The following is a 16958-nucleotide window of genomic DNA, read 5'->3' as shown; positions in this document are numbered from 1 at the left end:
TCGTTTCACCACCGGCTCTCCCGGTCTGCCGGTTCGTGGCGCACCGCCGGGCGGCATGATGGACCCTGAAACAAGTTCAGGATGACGGGCAGGGGAGCAGAGCGTGGCGGCACCCCCAAGCTTTTCGTTTTCCCTTTTGGGCTAACGCGATATGCCTTGGCCCTGTCCCGTTCGTGCGACAACAGGGAGTTTACCCATGCGTTTCATCCTCACCGCCGGCGCGGCTCTGCTCGCCTGCTCTTCGCCCGTGCTTGCCGCTGAAACCGCCAGCGTTGCGCCGCTGGACCCGGCGCGGGTGGCAGCCGCGAAGCAGACCGTCGATTTCGTATTTCCGCTGGGCACTTACGCGCGGATGATGAACGGCACGATGGACAAGATGATGGACTCCATCATGGATTCCATGATGCAGATGCCGCTCAAGGATCTGGTCGGGGTCAGCGGCATCGAAACCGACAAGCTGGGCAGCGCCACCACCGCCCAGATCATGGAAATCTACGACCCGGCCTACAAACAGCGCATGCAGATCACCACGCGCACGATGATGACGGACATGATGGCGCTGATGACGCAGTTCGAACCCGACATTCGCGATGGTCTGACCAGCGCTTACGCCGGGCGCTACGATGCGAAGCAGTTGCAGGAGATGAACGCCTTCTTCGCGACGCCGACCGGCAAGGCCTATGCGGCGGATGCCTACATCATCATGATGTCGCCCGAAGTCATGGCCAAGATGCAGCAGGCGATGCCCCGTCTGATGCAGGCGATGCCCGCCATCGTCGAGAAGGTGAAGGCCGCCAGCGGCAGCCTGCCCGCGCCGCGCACTTATGCCGATCTCAGCAATGCGGAGAAGGACAAGCTGGCCGGGCTGGTCGGCGTGTCGCGCAAGGATCTGGACAAGGCCGAAGCGGAGAAGACCGAGAAGGCCGAAGAGGAGTAAGATGGACGTGCGTCCCGGACCTGGTCCGGGACGCGCGCGTCAGGCGTCAGGCCCCTCGTAAGCTTCGACGATGCGGCCGACGATCGGGTGGCGCACCACGTCCGCCGCGGTGAAGCGGGTGACGGCAATGCCGTCCACGCCCTCCAGCCGCGATACCGCGTCGGCAAGGCCGGAATGACGGTCGCCGCCGGGGATATCGACCTGGCGCGGATCGCCGCACACCACCATCCGGCTGTTCTGGCCGAAGCGGGTGAGGAACATCTTCATCTGTTCGCGCGTGGTGTTCTGCGCTTCGTCGAGGATGACGAAGGCATCAGCCAGCGTGCGTCCGCGCATGAAGGCGATCGGCGCGATCTCGATCTCTCCGTTCGCCAGACGCCGTTCCACCTGTTCGGGTGGCATGCAGTCGTACAGCGCGTCGTAGAGCGGGCGCAGGTAGGGATCGACCTTGTCCTTCATGTCGCCGGGCAGGAAGCCCAGCTTCTCGCCCGCCTCGACCGCAGGGCGCGACAGGATCAGGCGCTGGACCGACCCGGTCATCAGCTGGCTGACCGCCTGCGCCACCGCGACATAGGTCTTGCCGGTGCCTGCCGGACCCAGCGCGAAGATCACGTCGGACCTGGCCAGCTGGCGCATGTAGTCGATCTGCGTCGCGGAACGCGGCACGATCGTCTTCTTGCGGGTGCGGATCATGATGGGCGGCGCACCGGCGTCGCCGGTGATGATGCCTTCGAGAGTGGGTTCGGATGACATGGCGATCAGGGATTCGATGGCGCCGGAATCGAGGGCCTGCCCCATTTCCAGCCGGTGGTACATGCCCTTGAGGGTGTCGCGGGCGCGGGCTACGGCGTCGTCCGGCCCTTCTATCTGGATCTTGCTGCCACGGGCGGAGATGTAGACGCCGAGGCGGTTCTCCACCTGCACAAGATTCGAATCGAACTGGCCGAACAGGGTCCCCAGCAGGACGGGTTCGTCGAAGTCGATTTCGACACGCGCCCTGCGGTGCGTTTCGGGGCGAAGCTGCGCCGGATCTACGGCACGGGCTGCTTTACGGGCCATGCGCTCCTTTCGTGCGAGATGATTTCTCGTCCTGTCCCGAAGATGGCTCTGCACGGCGCAGCCTGCAAGAAGGCAGGTCGGAAAAATACTGCGGTTCGCCGGGGATAACTGCGGGTTTTGCGCCTTCTTCGCGAAACTGTCGCAGCCGAGCGACACTTATGTCCGCACGCTGCACGCCACATTCGCTGACCGTTCAGGAGGATGTGTGCAGTTTCACAACCACAAGGCCGGATACGGCTGTTTGCAACGAAGGAGAATAAAGGTGCGCAAGTTCTTCATGATCGCCCTGGCCGCCAGCGTCGCCTTGCCGACCATGGCCGCTCCCACGACGGCGTCGGCGCAGAGCGCCCGCGAGGTTCGCGACAGCGCGCGTGAGGTGCGCCGCGACCAGCGCGACCTGCGCCAGGCTCAGCGCTACGGCGATCGCCGCGATGTCCGCGACGCCCGCCGCAACCTCAACGATTCGCGCCGCGAACTGCGCGAAGACTGGCGCGACTATCGCCGCAGCAACCGTCAGGCGTTCCACCGCCCCGCCTATGTCGGCCCGCGCGGCTATGCCTATCGCCCGGTCGCAGTCGGCCATCGTTTCGACCGCGCTTACTACGGCGACCGTTACGTCGTGCGTGACTATGCCCGCTATCGCCTGCCCGCGCCGCGCGCCGGCCACCGCTGGATCCGCTACAACAACGACGTGGTGATGGTGAATCCGCGTTCGGGCCGCGTGGTGCAGGTCTACAACGGCTTCTTCTGGTAAGACGCCCTATCTTTCGGCAGAAGGCCCCGGAGTTCGCGCTCCGGGGCCTTTTCGTGTCAGTCTTGCAGCCACGTTCTCAACGCCGCGCTGACGGCTTCGGGCCGCTCCATCGGCGCCATGTGGCCGCAGTCGGGCACGGTGACGAGCACCGCGCCCGGCACCGCCAAAGCGATGGCGCGGGCATAGTGGGGCGGGGTGGTGCGATCGTCCGCGCCGACCAGCACCAGCGTCGGCACCGCGATGGTGGCAAGGCCGGGCAGCGGATCGGCGCGACCGATGATCGCGCCCTGCTGGCGTTCGAAGGCCTCTATGCCGACGCGCAGGGCCATCGCCACCACGGCATCGCCAATGGCCGGGTCTGCCTGAGGATGGACCAGCAGGCCCAGGCTGCCGCGCAGAACCTTTTCGAAGCCGCGATCCCGTGCGGTCTTCACCGCGGCACGGCGCACGGCGGCGTGGCCAGCATCGTCTGCGGTGGCGCTGGTGTCCAGCAGGGCAAGGCGCGTGACCCGCTCCGGCGCGCGGGCAATCACTTCCATGGCCACATAGCCGCCCATGGAAAACCCGGCGAGGGCGAAGCGATCGGGCGCATCGTCCAGCAGCCTTTCGGCCATGGCGGCGATGCTGTCGTCGCTCAGCGTATCGGCCACGGTCATGTCCGCAAGGTCGGCAAGCGCCGCCGTCTGCGCGCGAAAGACTTCGCCGTCGCAGGTCAGGCCGGGGACGAGGACAAGCGGCTGGCGCGCGCTCAAGAAACGAGCGCGCCGACCGGGTGCGCGCCCAGGCTGTTCGGCCCGGCGCTGGTGATCTCCACGCGCACCAGCTGGCCGATTTCCGCTTCTCCGGTGAAGTGCACCGACTGCAGCCACGGCGACTTGCCCAGCCACTGGCCGGGAAGCTTGCCCTTGCGCTCCACCAGCACGTCGCACACCTTCCCGACGGTGGCGGCATTGAACGCCAGCTGATCGCGGTTGAGCGATGCCTGCAGGCGCTGCAGCCGTTCGTCCATCACCGCAGCGGGAACCTGATCCCCCATCGTCGCAGCGGGCGTGCCGGGGCGGGGCGAATACTTGAAGCTGAAGCACTGCGCATAGCCAACCGCGTCGACCAGCTTCAGCGTATCCGCGAACTCGGCCTCGGTCTCGCCGGGGAAGCCGACGATGAAGTCGCCCGAGAGTGCGATGTCGGGCCGCACCGCGCGCACGCGGTCCAGGATCTTCAGATAGCTTTCCACCGTGTGGCTGCGGTTCATCGCCTTCAGCACGCGGTCGTTGCCCGCCTGCACCGGCAGGTGGAGGAACGGCATCAGCTTGGCGTTTTCGCCGTGGGCGTCGATCAGCCCCTGCGTCATGTCGTTGGGGTGGCTGGTGGTGTAGCGGATGCGCGCCAGTTCGGGGATCGCGGCCAGTTCGCGCGCCAGCCCGTCCAGACCCACGGTCCGACCCTTCGCATCTTCTCCCGTCCACGCGTTGACGTTCTGCCCCAGCAGCGAGATCTCGCGCGCGCCAGCCTCGACCAGGCGCAGCGCCTCGTCGATCAGCGCCGCGTAAGGGCGCGATACTTCCGCGCCGCGGGTATAGGGCACCACGCAGTACGTGCAGAACTTGTCGCAGCCTTCCTGCACCGTCAGGAACGCCGTGGGGCCGGAACGCTTGCGCCGGGGCAGGGCGTCGAACTTGGTCTCGGCCGGCATGTCGGTGTCGGTGACGCGCTGTCCGGCGGTGGCGGCGCGGACCATTTCGGGCAGGCGGTGATAGGCCTGCGGGCCGACCACCATCTTCACGGCGGGCGCGCGGGCCATGATCTCCTCGCCCTCTGCCTGCGCGACGCAGCCGGCGACCGCGATCAGCGGCGAAGTGCCCTCCGCACCGTCCCAGTTCTTCACCAGACGCCCGATGTCGGAATAGACCTTCTCCGCCGCCTTTTCGCGGATGTGGCAGGTGTTGAGCACGACAAGGTCCGCCTCCTCGCCTTCGGGCGCGGGCGCGATGCCCTGCTCGGCCAGCAGTTCGGCCATGCGGTCGCCGTCGTAGACGTTCATCTGGCAGCCGAAGCTCTTGACGCGGTAGGTTTTCGGAGTCGCGGTCGTCGTTTCCATCGGCGCGCCGTTACCGGAAAACCGCGCGCGTGGACAGAGGGGGCGGGATTCGTCCATAACAGCGCGCGATCACCGGGCGGTTAACGCTTGGTTTGCCTTCATCGCCCAGGCATCGGGCCTAGAAATCGGGCGTGTCCCGAACACTTCCGGAGTTCCGTCCTGCCGTTCACCGCCGCCCTTCGCCCGCTGGCCGCGCTGCTGTCGCTGCGCGGTGTCACCATCGCAGTGCTGGGGCTGCTGGCGATGGTGCTGGTCTGGGCCGACCTGCAGCGCGGGCCGTGGTATGACGAGTTCTACACCCAGTTCGTCGCGCGCCCCGACCTGTCGTGGGGGCAGGCCTTGCGCGAAAGCTGGCTGCCGGACAACCATCCGCCGCTCTATTACGCGCTGGCACGGCTGACCGCGTTCCTTGGGGCGATCCCTTATCACCGCCTGCTCAACCTCATGCTGGGCGTGCTGGCGGTGGCGGGCGGCGTGGCCGTGGTGCGTGACGTGCCGAAGCTGGCCCCTGCGGGCACGGCGCTGGCGCTGGCGCTCGCGGCGAATCACTGGACGCTGATTACCGGCACGGAACTGCGGTCCTACTTCCTCTCGCTTTGCGCCACCGCGGTGCTGGTGCTGGGCCTGTGTGCGATCCGCGTGACCGGAAGCGCCGGTGGCACCGCCCGGCGCGTGGCCTACTGGGGCGCGGCGCTGGTCGCGTTCAACACCCACATTGTCACTTCGCTGACGGCGGCGGCGCTGGTCGCCCCGTTCCTTGTCGCGGCCCTTGCCCGGCGGAACTGGCGAGAGGCGCGGGCGATCGCGGCAGCGCCGCTGGCCGCAGGGGTGGTGCTGGTGGCGGTCGCTGCCGTCCAGCTGCCGCTGTGGCTGGCGAACACCACCGCGTTCTGGATCACGCCCGGCTTCGATCAGGCGCGTTTCGCGATCTACTGGGCGGTAGTGCGTACTGCGGAGGCGAACCTCGTCCTGTTGGCGGGCGCGCTGGCTGGCGCGGCGGGGCTAGCCGGCGACCTGCTGCTGCGGAGGAAACGCTCGGCGCAAACAGGCGCGCTGGCCCTGCTGGTCTGCGGCGTGGGTATCGCCATCGCCGCACTGGTCACGCTGCACATGCTGCGTCCGCTGCTAATCGAGAAGTATTTGGTCGGCCTTGTCGCGGCGGAATCGATGGGGCTGGCGCTGGCTTTCGCCCGCATGTTCCAGGGCCTGCACGCAAGGGGTCGGGCCATCGCGCTGGCTCTTGCAGCGGCGGGCAGCGTACCGGGGATGATGGCGGGCACGGGCGCGGCGATCTTCCACACCAGCTGGTTCGCCAGCGGCCGTGCGGTGGCGGCAGAGGCGGCGCTCTGCCCCGGTACGCTGGTTTACGCAGGGCCGATGTGGAACGACGACGTCACCGGCCTGCCTCCTCACGACAACGCGCGCGTGGTGCCTTTTGCCTACCGGTCGGTGGCCGATACTCTCGGAATACGGCTTGCGCCCGACGGGTCGCGCGCCTTGTCCGCCCGCTGCCCGACGATCTTCTGGGGTGAGCACGACACCCGCCACCGCTTCGATGCCGCCCGCGTGAAGCAGCGCCTGCGCGCCGCCGGCTTCCCTGACGTCCCGCTTACCTTCACGCGCATCGGCACGGGATGGATTGCGGTGACCCCGCCCCGGCAATCGGCGCTTCCTCGCTGACGGCGCATCGCCGCTGTTTCCCTTTGCCCGCACATCCGCTATCCGCGCGCGTCATGAGCAAGACGCAGACCCTTTACGCCGCCTTTGCAGGCCACCTTTCCGCCGCGCTGGATGCGCTGGAAGCAGCGGGCACGCTGCCGGGCGGCCTCAAGCGAGGCGCAATCACGGTCGAGCCGCCGCGCGATCCTTCGCACGGTGACCTTTCCACCAACGCGGCGATGGTGCTGGCCAAGCCTGCGGGCCTAAAGCCGCGCGACCTTGCAGAAGCGCTGGTGGTCGAACTGTCGAAGCTGGACGCGGTGACCTCTGCCGAGATCGCCGGGCCGGGCTTCATCAACCTGCGCCTGTCGAGCGCGACGTGGCTGGCCGAACTGCGCACCATCGCAGAGCAGGGCGCGGACTACGGGCGCTCCACCGTGGGCGGCGGCACCACCGTGAACGTCGAATACGTCTCCGCCAACCCCACCGGCCCGATGCACATGGGCCACTGCCGCGGCGCGGTGGTCGGCGATGCGCTGGCGACGCTGCTGGAGTTCGCGGGCCACAAGGTCGTCAAGGAATACTACGTCAACGACGCCGGCGCGCAGGTGCAGGTGCTCGCCCGCTCGGCGCACGTCCGCTACCGCGAAGCGCTGGGCGAGGACGTGGGCGCGATCCCGGAAGGGCTCTATCCGGGCGACTATCTGGTGCCCGTGGGCCAGCAACTGGCCGCCGAGTTCGGTGACCGCTACGCAAAGGCGCCCGAATCGGAATGGCTGACGCTGTTTCGCGAAAAGGCCGTCGCCGCGATGATGGACATGATTCGCGCCGACCTTGCGCTGCTCGGCATCCGGCATGACGTGTTCAGCTCCGAGGCGGAACTTCAGGCCAGCGGCAAGCCCGACGAGGCCGAAGCATGGCTGCGGTCGAAGGAGTTGGTCTACGACGGCGTGCTGGAAGCGCCCAAGGGCAAGACGCTGGAGGACTGGGAAGCGGTGGAACTGCCGCTGTTCCGCTCCACGCAGTTCGGCGACGATCAGGACCGCCCGATCAAGAAGTCGGACGGCAGCTGGACCTACTTCGGCGCCGATCTGGCGTACCATTTCCAGAAGGCGCAGGGGGCGGATGCCCTCGTCGACATCTGGGGCGCGGACCACGCCGGCACGGTGAAGCGCATCAAGGCCGCCGTCGCTGCCATGACCGGCGCCGACGGCGAACCGACCCCGTTCGAGATCAAGCTGGTCCAGATGGTCCAGCTGCTGCGCGACGGCGAACCGGTGAAGATGTCCAAGCGTTCGGGCAACTTCGTCACGCTGGCCGAAGTCGTCACCGAAGTGGGCAAGGACGTGGTGCGCTTCACCATGCTGACCCGCAAGCCCGAAGCGCAGATGGACTTCGACTTCGCCAAGGTGGTCGAGGCGTCCAAGGACAACCCGGTGTTCTACGTGCAGTACGCCAATGCCCGCGTCCACTCGACGCTGCGCAAGGGGCTGGCGGAAGGCGGCTTCACCCCGTCTGCCGAGCATGTCGAGCTGCTGGGCGAAGAGGAACTGGAGCTGGTCAAGCTGGCCGCGCAGTTCCCCCGCATCGTCGAGGCTGCCGCCGCCGCGCGCGAACCGCACCGCATCGCCTTCTACCTGGGCGACGTGGCCGCCGCGTTCCATGGCTATTGGAACCTCGGAAATGACAGGGTGGAAAAGCGGTTTGTTAACGCGCAGGATGCCAAGCTGACCGGAGCGCGGCTTTTCCTGGCGGCGCAGATCGGGCAACTTGTCCGCAACGGCCTGGCTCTGCTGGGGGTCGAGGCGGTGGAGGAAATGTGATTCATGGCAGGCGCTGACGACGGCTATTTCCCGAAACCGGAAAAGAAGAACCCGGTTTTCGGCACCGGCAGGCAGGGCAGTCCCTACTTCGAGGACGATGCCCCGCTGGCGTTCGGCAGCACGCCGGAACAGGTGCCGTCGCAGAATCACGCACAAGCGCAGCAGCTTGCGCTGGACGAGGACGTGCGCCTCCCGTGGCTTGAGGGTGATGACGAGGATTACCGGGACGAGCGTTCCGGCATCGGTCAGGGCGTGCTGCTGGGCGCGCTGGGCCTGCTGGCGCTGGTGGTGATCGGCGGCGGGGTGGTCTGGGCGATCAAGAGCCGCCCTGAAACCCCGCTGGTGGCCGATGGGGGCGTGATTGCCGCGCCCAAGGCTCCGTACAAGGTCCGACCCGACAATCCGGGCGGCGAAGTGGTCGCAGGCACCGGCGATACCAGCTTTGCCGTGGCGGAAGGCCAGTCGCGCCCCGTCCAGATCGACAAGAGCGGCGATGCGGCAAGGCCCGGTTTCCAGACCACCACCGCCCCCGAACCGAAGGCGTCGTCCGCCCCAGCTGCGCCGGTAGTGAGCGGCGTCGGCGTGCAGGTGGGCGCCTATGCCTCGCGCGAACAGGCCGAAGCAGGCTGGGCTACGCTCAAGAGCCAGCATGAACCGCTCGCGGCCATCGGTCATCGCATCGTGCAGGGCCAGGCCGACATCGGCACGGTCTATCGCCTTCAGGCAGTCCCCGGCGACGCGGCGGCCGCCCGCGCGCTGTGCGCGGGCATGAAGGCCGCAGGCATGAGCTGCCAGGTCAAGAACTGAAGGACAGGCGCTTCAGGCGCCCTCGGTCGCTTCCGGCGCGGGTTCGCTTTCCGGTTCCGGCGTCGGTGCGGCGGGGGCCAGCGGGCTGGGCTGGTCCACCGCCTGCCCGGTCGAATCCTGCAGCTTGTTCGGCTCCAGCATCGCGGTCGTTTCCAGCAGGTCCAGCGCCTTCTGCACCGCTTCGTAGCGGCGGGCGTCGGCGATCCAGGTATCGGCGGCGGCGGCGCCCGGCAGGCGCTGCACTTCGCCGATGGCCGAATCCATGCGCCGCGCCGTCAGCATCAGCCGCGCGCGCTCGATCCGGGCGGTGGGATTGGCAAGTGCTGCCGAATCGCGGCGCACCACGAAGAGCGAGCGGATTTCCCGGCGGGTGCGTTCCCACAGGCTCTGGTTCGCGGTGTTCGTCGTCAGGTCTGGCGAGAGGGCTTCCAGCCGGGCGCTCAGCCCGTCGATAGTGACCGGGTTGGCGGCGAAGTCCACCACCGTCTGCACCGCGCGCGGCTGGGCGTTCATGAAGCGCAGGCGCAGCTGGTCGGCGACATGGCCCAGCGGTTCGCCGCGATCGACCATGCGGCGCGCGGCAAAGGCGATCAGCAGACCTTCGGCGCGCCCGGCATTGCCGGCGGCGGCGTTGGTCTGCAGGTCGATGCGGGACATGCGATCCTCGATCATCGCCAGCCGCCCTTCGACCGTGGCAAATTGAGACAGCTGTGCGGGCGGAGCGGGGGTAACCACGGGAGCGGGCGCCGTGGCGACCGTTTCGGGCTGCGCGCCCTCGGCCTCGAGCAGGGTCTGCAGATAGCCGCGCGTCGCCAGCCAGCCGACCAGCCCGGCGCCGACGACGAAGGCGATCAGTGCCACGAACAGGGTCAACCCTGCCGAACGTCCTTGCGGAGCATGATATACGGGTGCGGGCGAAGGCGGCGGAATGTCCTGCATCAAGTCCCTATAATCGCAGTATGTCGCGGATCAGTGTCCGGGGCGAACGTCTTGGCACATCTCCTGCGCCAAGGCCAGCAATGCGGCGTCGTCCGGACGGCTGGCGCTGCGCAGGTCCGCCCAGCCGGTTCCGGCACGCGCGGCCACGCGCGGCCCGATGGCGGCAAGCCGGATGCAGGCGCGGTCAAGCCCCGCTTCATCGACCAGCGCGGCGAACCGGGCGGCGGCCTCTCCCGAATGTAGCAGGGCCACAGGGCCATCGGCCCCCCAACCCCCCAGCGCGTCTGCCAGTCCCGTCGGCATCGGCAGGGCTTCGCTAGCGTAGACTTCGCGCAGGGTGATCGTGACACCGGCTGGAATGTCCAGATCCACACGTTCCCGCCCGGCAAGGCGCAGCAGGCGGCGGTGATCGGGGCGCAGCACTCCCAGCAGGTTCTGCAAGCCGCCGTGGCCGGTGGCGGCGACCTCCAGCCCGGCCCGTCGTGCTGCCTCGGCGGTGGTTTCACCCACGCAATAGGCGGGTAGGCTACGGTAGGCGGCAAGCGCCGGGCCGCCATGGCGCAGGGTGTTGGCGCTGCCGAGCAGAAGCGCGTCGATCGTGTCCGCAGCAGGCGGCGCCCAGACCAGCGGGCGCACCGTGAAGAGGGGAATGGCCCGCGCCTTCAGCTCGCAGTCATGCGCGGCGGCCAGTGTGGCGGAAGCGCCGGGTTCGGGGCGCAGGATCAGGATCATGGCGCCGGAAGTCACACGCCGGCGAAATGAACCGCGATGGCCGGTACCGCGCGGGCGAGGAGGTCAGCGGCAAGGCGGGCGGGGCCGCCCGGATCGTCGGCGGCGAAGCGGGCCTCTCCGGTGACGTGTTCGGCACCGTCGGGGCTGTAGAGCGCCGCGCGCATGAACAGGTCGGCGCCGTCTTCGCGGGTCAGCACCGCGATGGGGCTGTGGCAGTTGCCGCCAAGTCCCGCCAGCAATGCCCGTTCCGCCATGACCTGCGCGCGGCTGGGGCCATGGTCCACGGCGGACAGGAAGGCGCGGGTGCGCGCGTCCTCGGTGCGGCACTCGATCATGATCGCGGCCTGCGCCGGGGCGGGTAGCCACTCCTCGGCGTCGAGCGGGTGGCCGGTGCCGGTCTCGCCCAGCCGCACCAGTCCGGCCAGCGCAAGGAAGGTGGCGTCCGCCTCGCCCGCGGCCAGCTTGGCCAGCCGCGTGGCGACATTGCCCCGGAACGTCACCACTTTGCAGTCGGGGCGGGCGTGGAGCAGCTGCGCGGCGCGGCGCGGGGCGCTGGTGCCAACCACCGCGCCCTGCGGCAGGGCGGCGATGCTCTGCGCGCCAATCAGCACGTCGCGCACGTCTTCGCGCGGCAGGATCGCGCCGATCGTGATGGTATCGGGCCGGATCGTCTCGACGTCCTTGGCGGAATGCACCGCGAAGTCGATCGCGCCTTCCGCCAGCCAGGCGTCGAGTTCCTTCGTCCACAAGGCCTTGCCGCCGATCTCGGCCAGCGCGCGGTCCTGGATGCGATCGCCGCTGGCGGTGACGGGAACGATCTCTATATGCGCCGGATCGATGCCATGGGCCTGCGCCAGCCGGTCCCGCGCCTCGTGGGCCTGCGCCATCGCCAGCGGAGAGCGGCGTGTGCCCAATTTGTAACGCTCCGGGCGGAAGGGTTCGCGTTGTTCATCGTAGGTCATCGGCGGCTTGTGCTACCGGTCATTGTCGTTCAGGGGAAGGCCGGATGAGCATAGTTCTCGGCATAGAATCCTCGTGCGACGAGACGGCGGCGGCGCTGGTCACCGATGGCAGGGTGATCCTCGCGCAGCGGATCGCCTCGCAGGACGAGGCGCATCGCCCGTATGGCGGCGTCGTGCCCGAAATCGCCGCGCGCGCCCATGCCGAGCGGCTGGCCCCCCTGATAGAGGCGACGCTGGCCGATGCCGGGATGACGCTGGACCAGGTGGACGCCATTGCCGCCACCGCCGGGCCGGGCCTGATCGGCGGCGTCATGGTTGGCCTCGTCACGGCCAAGGCGCTGGCGATGGCCACCGACAAGCCTCTGATCGCGATCAACCATCTCGAAGGGCACGCCCTGTCGCCGCGCCTTGCGGACGGGAATCTGGCGTATCCCTACCTGCTGCTGCTGGTGTCGGGCGGGCATTGCCAGATCCTGCTGGTGGAAGGGGTGGGCGCTTTCCGCCGCCTTGCCACCACCATCGACGACGCGCTGGGTGAGGCGTTCGACAAGTCCGCCAAGGTGCTGGGTCTCGGCTATCCGGGCGGTCCCGCACTGGAGCGGCTGGCCTTGCAAGGCGACCCGAAGAAAGTCCCGCTGCCGCGCCCGCTCAAGGGGTCGGACGAACCGCATTTCTCGTTTGCCGGGCTGAAAAGCGCGGTGCTGCGCGCCAAGCAGTCGGGCGATTATACCGATGCCGACATCGCTGCATCGTTCCAGCAGGCCGCGATAGACTGCCTGATCGACCGCAGCCGCCGGGCGCTGGCCAAAGTCGGCGCGATAGAGGCGCTGGTCGTCGCCGGCGGCGTGGCTGCTAACAAGGCGATCCGGGGCGCGCTGGAAAAGCTGGCCGCCGACCACGGGCTGCCGTTCATCGCGCCGCCGCTTCAGCTGTGCACTGACAACGCGGCGATGATCGCGTGGGCCGGGGTGGAGCGGCTGGCGCTGGGCCAGTCCGACCCGCTCGACGTCGTGGCGCGGCCCCGCTGGCCGCTCGACCCCGAGGCCGAAACGGTGCGCGGTGCGGGAGTGAAGGCATGAGCGCGAAAGTGGGCGTCGTCGGCGCGGGGGCGTGGGGCACCGCGCTGGCGCAGGCGCTGGCAAGCGATGGATCGGACGTGCTGCTCTGGGCGCGGGAGGCGGACCTTGTCTCACAGATAAACAGCGAACGCCGCAACGGCACCTACCTGCCCAGCGCCGCGCTGGCGGCGGGGGTGCGCGCCACCAGCGATCTTGCCGAACTCGCCTCGCTGCCGGTGCTGCTGGTGGTGGTCCCGGCCCAGTTCCTCGCCTCCGTGATTGCGGGGCTGCCTATGGGAGAGCGCGATCTGGTGCTCTGCGCCAAGGGGATCGAGGCGGGCACCGGCAGGCTGATGGCCGACGTGGCGCTGAGCGCCTGCACGGCGGACCGGCTGGCGGTGCTGTCCGGCCCGACCTTCGCGCACGAAGTGGCTGCCGGGCTGCCCACCGCCGTGACGCTGGCCTGCGGGGGCGGACGCGCGCAGTGGGACCGGCTGGCCCCGCTGCTGGCCCGCCCGGCGCTGCGGCCTTATTATTCTGACGACGTCGTCGGTGCCGAGATCGGCGGCGCGGTGAAGAACGTCCTCGCCATCGCCTGCGGCGTGGTGGAGGGGCTGAACCTGGGCCAGAACGCCCGCGCCGCGCTGATCGCGCGCGGCTATGCCGAAATGCTGCGCTTCGGGCTGGCGCGCGGCGCCCGTGCGGAAACGCTGTCGGGCCTGTGCGGGCTGGGCGATCTGGTGCTGACCTGTTCGTCCACCTCCAGCCGCAATTTCTCGCTGGGTCTGGCGCTGGGGCAGGGGCTGACCGCTGCCGAGGCGCTTTCGGGCAAGAACAGCGTGGCCGAGGGCGCGGCGACGGCACCGGTGCTGGCGGACCTTGCCCGCAGGGACGGCATCCAGATGCCGATCGTCGAGGCGGTGCACCGCCTGCTGGCCGGGGAGGCGCCTGCCGCTGCCGTGGTCAGCGATCTGTTGTCGCGCCCGCTTCGTGACGAGCAGGAGCACGCTCTTTGAGCACGTCCTACGGCGATCCCGCCCACGCGCCACAGGGCGACAAGGAGCGCGACGACATCGCCGCGCTGGCCAAGGGCGGGCGCACCAACCTGTTCGGCTTCTTCCTGCGGCTGGCGGCGCGCATCCCGTTCCTGTTCATCGCCGGTCGTGCCGCAGCCTATGGTCCGGCCGCGCTGGGGCGGTTCGCCTCGGCGCTGGTGCTGATCGAACTGACCTCGATGCTGTGCACGATGGGCGAGAAGCGCGGCTTGGCGCAGCGCCTGTCGGATACGGAGGGGCAGGTCCGGCCCGCCAACGTTATCGCGGACGGATCGATCATCGCGCTGACCGCCAGCTGCGCGGCGGCGCTGCTGTTCTGGTTCGTGCCCGGCGTGCTGTTCCCCGGCGGGCACTATACCTGGATCGATCGCCTGATGGTGATCGCGCTGCCGCCCTTCACGATGACCGAGATCTGGCTGGCCGCGCTGGCCTATCGCCTGCGCGTGGCGCCTACCGTGTGGTCGCGCGCCATCGTGGAGCCGTGGACGATCTCTATCATGGCGGGCGCGATGATCTGGCTGGCGCCCGAAAGCGGGCTGTCGCTGGCCTATATCGCCTCCATCTACGCCGCCGCGATCACCGCCTTTATCCCCTTCTTTCGCGAATACGGCCTGCCAAGCGGGTGGAAGCCCCGGCTCGGCGCGATGCGCAAGCTGGCGCTGCGGTCCGCGCCCATCGCCATCGCCGACGCGATCGAATGGGGCACCCGCCGCGTCGACATCTTCCTGCTCGGCTTCCTGGCCCCGGCATCGGCGGTCGGCGTCTATTACGCCGCCCAGCAGGTCGCCAGCCTTCCACAGAAGCTCAAGACCAGCTTCGAGCCGGTGCTGGGCCCGGTCATCACGCGCAACCTGAAGGAAAAGGACTATGCCGCCATCGCCCGGCAGGTCTGTCAGGTGGGGTTCTGGATCACCGCGTCGCAGGCGGGCATCGCGCTGGCGCTGGGCATTCCCGGCAACGGCGTGATGGGCCTTGTCGGGCGCGAGTTCGTGGGCGGCACCGGCGCGCTGGCGTTCCTGCTGGCCGCCGAAGTCGTCGCCGCAACCGCCGTGGTGAGCGAAGCCGCGCTGATCTACGTGGCGCGGCTGCGCAACCTGTGGGTCTCCATCGGCACCATTGCGCTGCAGGCGGTGCTGACGCTGGGCGGCATCCTGATGATGCAGCGGCTGGGCTTCAACCCGCTGTGGCAGGCCGCCGCCGCCGCCTGCGCGCTGATGCTGGCGCTGGGCCTGTCATCCATCGTCAAGTCGATGATGCTTTCGCGCATCCTCGGCGAGCCGATCAACAACTGGCGCTGGGCACTGATCTGGGCCGCTGCGCCCGCCGTGGTCCTCGGCTTCCTGGCGGTGCGTTTCCTGCCGGAATGGGCGGCGTTGGCGGTAGGCATTCCTGCCATCCTTGGGGCCTATTTCCTCGTCATCTGGAAGAAGGCCTTCGGTCCCGAGGACCGCCGTCTGTTCCAGAAGGCGAAGAAGGTCGATGCCGCCGCTGTCGCTCCTCATACCACCGGGCAACTGCCGGGCTGACATCCGCGGCGTGAACTTCTAGGCTGTTTTCATGAATCCCCGCCGCGCATCGATGATCGTCGCCGGAGCCGCGCTGTCCCTCGTCATGTCCTTTGCGGTGACGCGGGCGCAGGGGCTGCTGTTCATCGGCGACCTGAAGGACCGTGCGGTCGCCGCGCGCGACGCTGCCGGGGGCCGGGGGGTGAGCATCACCTTTCGCGACCGTTACGGCTGGCTGACCCGGCATCCCACGCTATCAGGCGGCAAGCACCTGTCGGCAGAAGTGCGCAAGACGGTGGCGGCGCGCATCGCGGCGATCCCCGGCATCTCCGGCGTTAGCTGGGCGCGCGATGCCGATGGGCGCAGCGTGTCGGCCCATTGCCAGGACGATGTGGAACGGATCCTCGAAACCCGCACCATCCGTTTCGGAGAAGCCAGCACGCGGCTGGAACCGTCGAGCGAGCGGCTGCTGGGCGAAGTCGCGCGCGCGCTGCGCCCGTGCGTGGGCAGCGTGATCGCGGTCACCGGCCATACCGACGCCTCGGGCAACCAGAAGGTCAACGTCGCGCTGTCGCAGGCGCGGGCGGAAGCGGTGCGCTCGTCGCTGATCGCGCGGGGCATTCCTGGCACTAACCTGCGCGCGGCGGGGCTGGGATCGGCGCGGCCGGTGCAGGGGCTGGACCCGATGGACCCCGCCAATCGCCGCATCGAATTTTCGGTGCTCTATACCGCGCCGGTCAAGCCCACCCCGATCGACACGCCGGGGCCGGGCTGACCGCGCGCTTAACACTAGGAAAGGACGCTGCCTTGCCGCTATGGCTGGAAATGGCTGTCGCCGTGCTGACGTCCTACGGGATCGGCTTTGGCATCGGCGCCCTGATTTGGAATCGCAGGAAGGTGAACTGACGTGCTGGAAATGGTTCAGGCGAACTGGCTGGTCTTCATCGCCGCGCTGCTGGTGGGCATTGCGGTGGCCTACTGGGTCTTCGTGCACGGCTCGAAGCCGGCGCGGCGCGAACATCGCCCTGACGTGCTGGACGAAGGCGCGGCACCGGCACAGCGCAACCAGGCCCTGCTGGACGAAGCGCCACCGGCCTCGCGCTATCACCTCGATCCGCCCGCGATGGCCGGCGGCATGGCGGGTATCGGCGAAGTGATCGCCGTTGCCGCTCAGGAAGAAGCGGACGAGGCGCGCTATGTGGCGCCCCCCGCTCCCGCTCGCGCCCCCGCAACGGAGCAAGAGCCGCCGCAGACGATCGCGGCAGAACCGGACCCCACGCCTGCCCCCGCCGCGCCGCCGGTGGTCGACACGGCGGACGGCGAAGTCGCCGCCGACGATCTGCGCCGGATCAAGGGGCTCGGCCCCAAGATGCTGACGCTGCTCCACGCGCTGGGCGTCACCACATACGCGCAGATCGCGGCTTGGACCGACGCCGATCTGGACGAACTGGACGGCAAGCTGGGCGCTTTTGCCGGTCGCCCCCGCCGCGACAACTGGGTGGAACAGGCCCGGCTGCTCTCCAGCGGCGAAACCGGCGCTTACGAGGCGAAGTTCGGCAAGCTGTAACGG

At 68.8% G+C, this 16958-nt stretch carries 16 protein-coding genes; 10 read left to right on the top strand and 6 right to left on the bottom strand.

All coding sequences use genetic code 11. From position 1 onward, the window contains the following. The first annotated feature begins 196 nt into the window (after positions 1-196). Entirely contained in the window at positions 197-937 is a 741-nt protein-coding gene (locus tag GGR40_RS18610) for a DUF2059 domain-containing protein (RefSeq protein WP_429277744.1), read from the top strand. 39 nt (positions 938-976) lie between these two features. Here GGR40_RS18610 and GGR40_RS18605 read toward each other — a convergent pair whose 3' ends face one another. Beyond that, entirely contained in the window at positions 977-1996 is a 1020-nt protein-coding gene (locus tag GGR40_RS18605; RefSeq protein ID WP_429277743.1) for a PhoH family protein, read from the bottom strand. A 262-nt stretch (positions 1997-2258) separates the two neighbouring features. On the opposite strand from GGR40_RS18605, the gene GGR40_RS18600 reads away from it, so the two are divergent. Further along, entirely contained in the window at positions 2259-2750 is a 492-nt protein-coding gene (locus GGR40_RS18600; RefSeq protein ID WP_429277742.1) for an RcnB family protein, read from the top strand. 56 nt (positions 2751-2806) lie between these two features. On the opposite strand, the gene GGR40_RS18595 is transcribed toward GGR40_RS18600, so the two are convergent. Together GGR40_RS18595 and miaB are read right to left on the bottom strand one after the other, a co-directional pair. Beyond that, positions 2807-3502 carry an alpha/beta fold hydrolase gene (locus tag GGR40_RS18595; RefSeq protein ID WP_429277741.1) on the bottom strand — a complete coding sequence of 232 codons (696 nt, stop codon included), beginning with the start codon at positions 3500-3502 and terminating at the stop codon, positions 2807-2809. Continuing rightward, a complete protein-coding gene (miaB, locus tag GGR40_RS18590) occupies positions 3499-4848 on the bottom strand; it encodes a tRNA (N6-isopentenyl adenosine(37)-C2)-methylthiotransferase MiaB (RefSeq protein WP_429277740.1) in 1350 nt (449 codons plus the stop codon). The genes GGR40_RS18595 and miaB overlap by 4 nt, the downstream gene beginning before the upstream one ends. Before the next feature lie 87 nt (positions 4849-4935). Here miaB and GGR40_RS18585 point away from each other — a divergent pair, with 87 nt between their 5' ends. From GGR40_RS18585 to GGR40_RS18575, 3 genes are read left to right on the top strand one after another with little or no spacing between them, the layout of a single operon-like run. After that, the gene (locus tag GGR40_RS18585) at positions 4936-6528 is read left to right on the top strand and encodes a hypothetical protein (RefSeq protein WP_429277739.1); all 1593 of its coding nucleotides are present in this window, start codon (positions 4936-4938) and stop codon (positions 6526-6528) included. A gap of 53 nt (positions 6529-6581) precedes the next feature. Then, positions 6582-8330 carry an arginine--tRNA ligase gene (gene argS, locus GGR40_RS18580; RefSeq protein WP_429277738.1) on the top strand — a complete coding sequence of 583 codons (1749 nt, stop codon included), beginning with the start codon at positions 6582-6584 and terminating at the stop codon, positions 8328-8330. 3 nt (positions 8331-8333) lie between these two features. Next, positions 8334-9137: an SPOR domain-containing protein gene (locus GGR40_RS18575; RefSeq protein ID WP_429277737.1), complete on the top strand. Its 804-nt coding sequence runs from the start codon at positions 8334-8336 to the stop codon at positions 9135-9137. A 12-nt stretch (positions 9138-9149) separates the two neighbouring features. On the opposite strand, the gene GGR40_RS18570 is transcribed toward GGR40_RS18575, so the two are convergent. The 3 genes from GGR40_RS18570 to hemC all read right to left on the bottom strand — a co-directional run bounded on the left by GGR40_RS18570 (position 9150) and on the right by hemC (position 11770). After that, positions 9150-10010, bottom strand: a complete 861-nt coding sequence (locus tag GGR40_RS18570) for a hypothetical protein (RefSeq protein ID WP_429277736.1) — start codon at positions 10008-10010, stop codon at positions 9150-9152. Positions 10011-10106: 96 nt separating this feature from the next. Then, positions 10107-10808 carry a uroporphyrinogen-III synthase gene (locus GGR40_RS18565; RefSeq protein ID WP_429277735.1) on the bottom strand — a complete coding sequence of 234 codons (702 nt, stop codon included), beginning with the start codon at positions 10806-10808 and terminating at the stop codon, positions 10107-10109. Positions 10809-10819: 11 nt separating this feature from the next. Continuing rightward, entirely contained in the window at positions 10820-11770 is a 951-nt protein-coding gene (gene hemC, locus GGR40_RS18560; protein WP_429277734.1) for a hydroxymethylbilane synthase, read from the bottom strand. Positions 11771-11814: 44 nt separating this feature from the next. On the opposite strand from hemC, the gene tsaD reads away from it, so the two are divergent. The 5 genes from tsaD (at position 11815) to GGR40_RS18535 (ending at position 16955) form a co-directional block, all read left to right on the top strand. Further along, complete coding sequence (gene tsaD, locus GGR40_RS18555; RefSeq protein ID WP_429277733.1) at positions 11815-12849, top strand: tRNA (adenosine(37)-N6)-threonylcarbamoyltransferase complex transferase subunit TsaD; 1035 nt, start codon at positions 11815-11817, stop codon at positions 12847-12849. Beyond that, complete coding sequence (locus GGR40_RS18550) at positions 12846-13844, top strand: NAD(P)H-dependent glycerol-3-phosphate dehydrogenase (RefSeq protein WP_429277732.1); 999 nt, start codon at positions 12846-12848, stop codon at positions 13842-13844. The genes tsaD and GGR40_RS18550 overlap by 4 nt, the downstream gene beginning before the upstream one ends. Then, positions 13841-15409, top strand: a complete 1569-nt coding sequence (locus tag GGR40_RS18545; RefSeq protein WP_429277731.1) for a lipopolysaccharide biosynthesis protein — start codon at positions 13841-13843, stop codon at positions 15407-15409. The genes GGR40_RS18550 and GGR40_RS18545 overlap by 4 nt, the downstream gene beginning before the upstream one ends. Before the next feature lie 31 nt (positions 15410-15440). Further along, entirely contained in the window at positions 15441-16163 is a 723-nt protein-coding gene (locus GGR40_RS18540) for an OmpA family protein (protein WP_429277730.1), read from the top strand. Between the two features lie 141 nt (positions 16164-16304). Continuing rightward, positions 16305-16955, top strand: a complete 651-nt coding sequence (locus GGR40_RS18535; protein WP_429277768.1) for a hypothetical protein — start codon at positions 16305-16307, stop codon at positions 16953-16955. Positions 16956-16958 lie beyond the last annotated feature (3 nt).

Origin of the sequence: Novosphingobium gossypii, assembly GCF_050433305.1 — a bacterium.
GTDB classification, from domain to species: domain Bacteria; phylum Pseudomonadota; class Alphaproteobacteria; order Sphingomonadales; family Sphingomonadaceae; genus Novosphingobium; species Novosphingobium gossypii.
The sequence above is the reverse complement of the archived record's forward strand: the minus strand, read 5'-3'. Positions and strand labels throughout refer to the sequence as shown.

Coding starts and splice junctions, on each gene's coding strand:
- GGR40_RS18605 (WP_429277743.1), bottom strand. CDS start 1,996: ATGGCCCGTAAAGCAGCCCGTGCCGTAGATCCGGCGCAGCTTCGCCCC.
- hemC (WP_429277734.1), bottom strand. CDS start 11,770: ATGACCTACGATGAACAACGCGAACCCTTCCGCCCGGAGCGTTACAAA.
- GGR40_RS18565 (WP_429277735.1), bottom strand. CDS start 10,808: ATGATCCTGATCCTGCGCCCCGAACCCGGCGCTTCCGCCACACTGGCC.
- GGR40_RS18535 (WP_429277768.1), top strand. CDS start 16,305: ATGGTTCAGGCGAACTGGCTGGTCTTCATCGCCGCGCTGCTGGTGGGC.
- argS (WP_429277738.1), top strand. CDS start 6,582: ATGAGCAAGACGCAGACCCTTTACGCCGCCTTTGCAGGCCACCTTTCC.
- tsaD (WP_429277733.1), top strand. CDS start 11,815: ATGAGCATAGTTCTCGGCATAGAATCCTCGTGCGACGAGACGGCGGCG.
- GGR40_RS18575 (WP_429277737.1), top strand. CDS start 8,334: ATGGCAGGCGCTGACGACGGCTATTTCCCGAAACCGGAAAAGAAGAAC.
- GGR40_RS18550 (WP_429277732.1), top strand. CDS start 12,846: ATGAGCGCGAAAGTGGGCGTCGTCGGCGCGGGGGCGTGGGGCACCGCG.
- GGR40_RS18540 (WP_429277730.1), top strand. CDS start 15,441: ATGAATCCCCGCCGCGCATCGATGATCGTCGCCGGAGCCGCGCTGTCC.
- GGR40_RS18610 (WP_429277744.1), top strand. CDS start 197: ATGCGTTTCATCCTCACCGCCGGCGCGGCTCTGCTCGCCTGCTCTTCG.
- miaB (WP_429277740.1), bottom strand. CDS start 4,848: ATGGAAACGACGACCGCGACTCCGAAAACCTACCGCGTCAAGAGCTTC.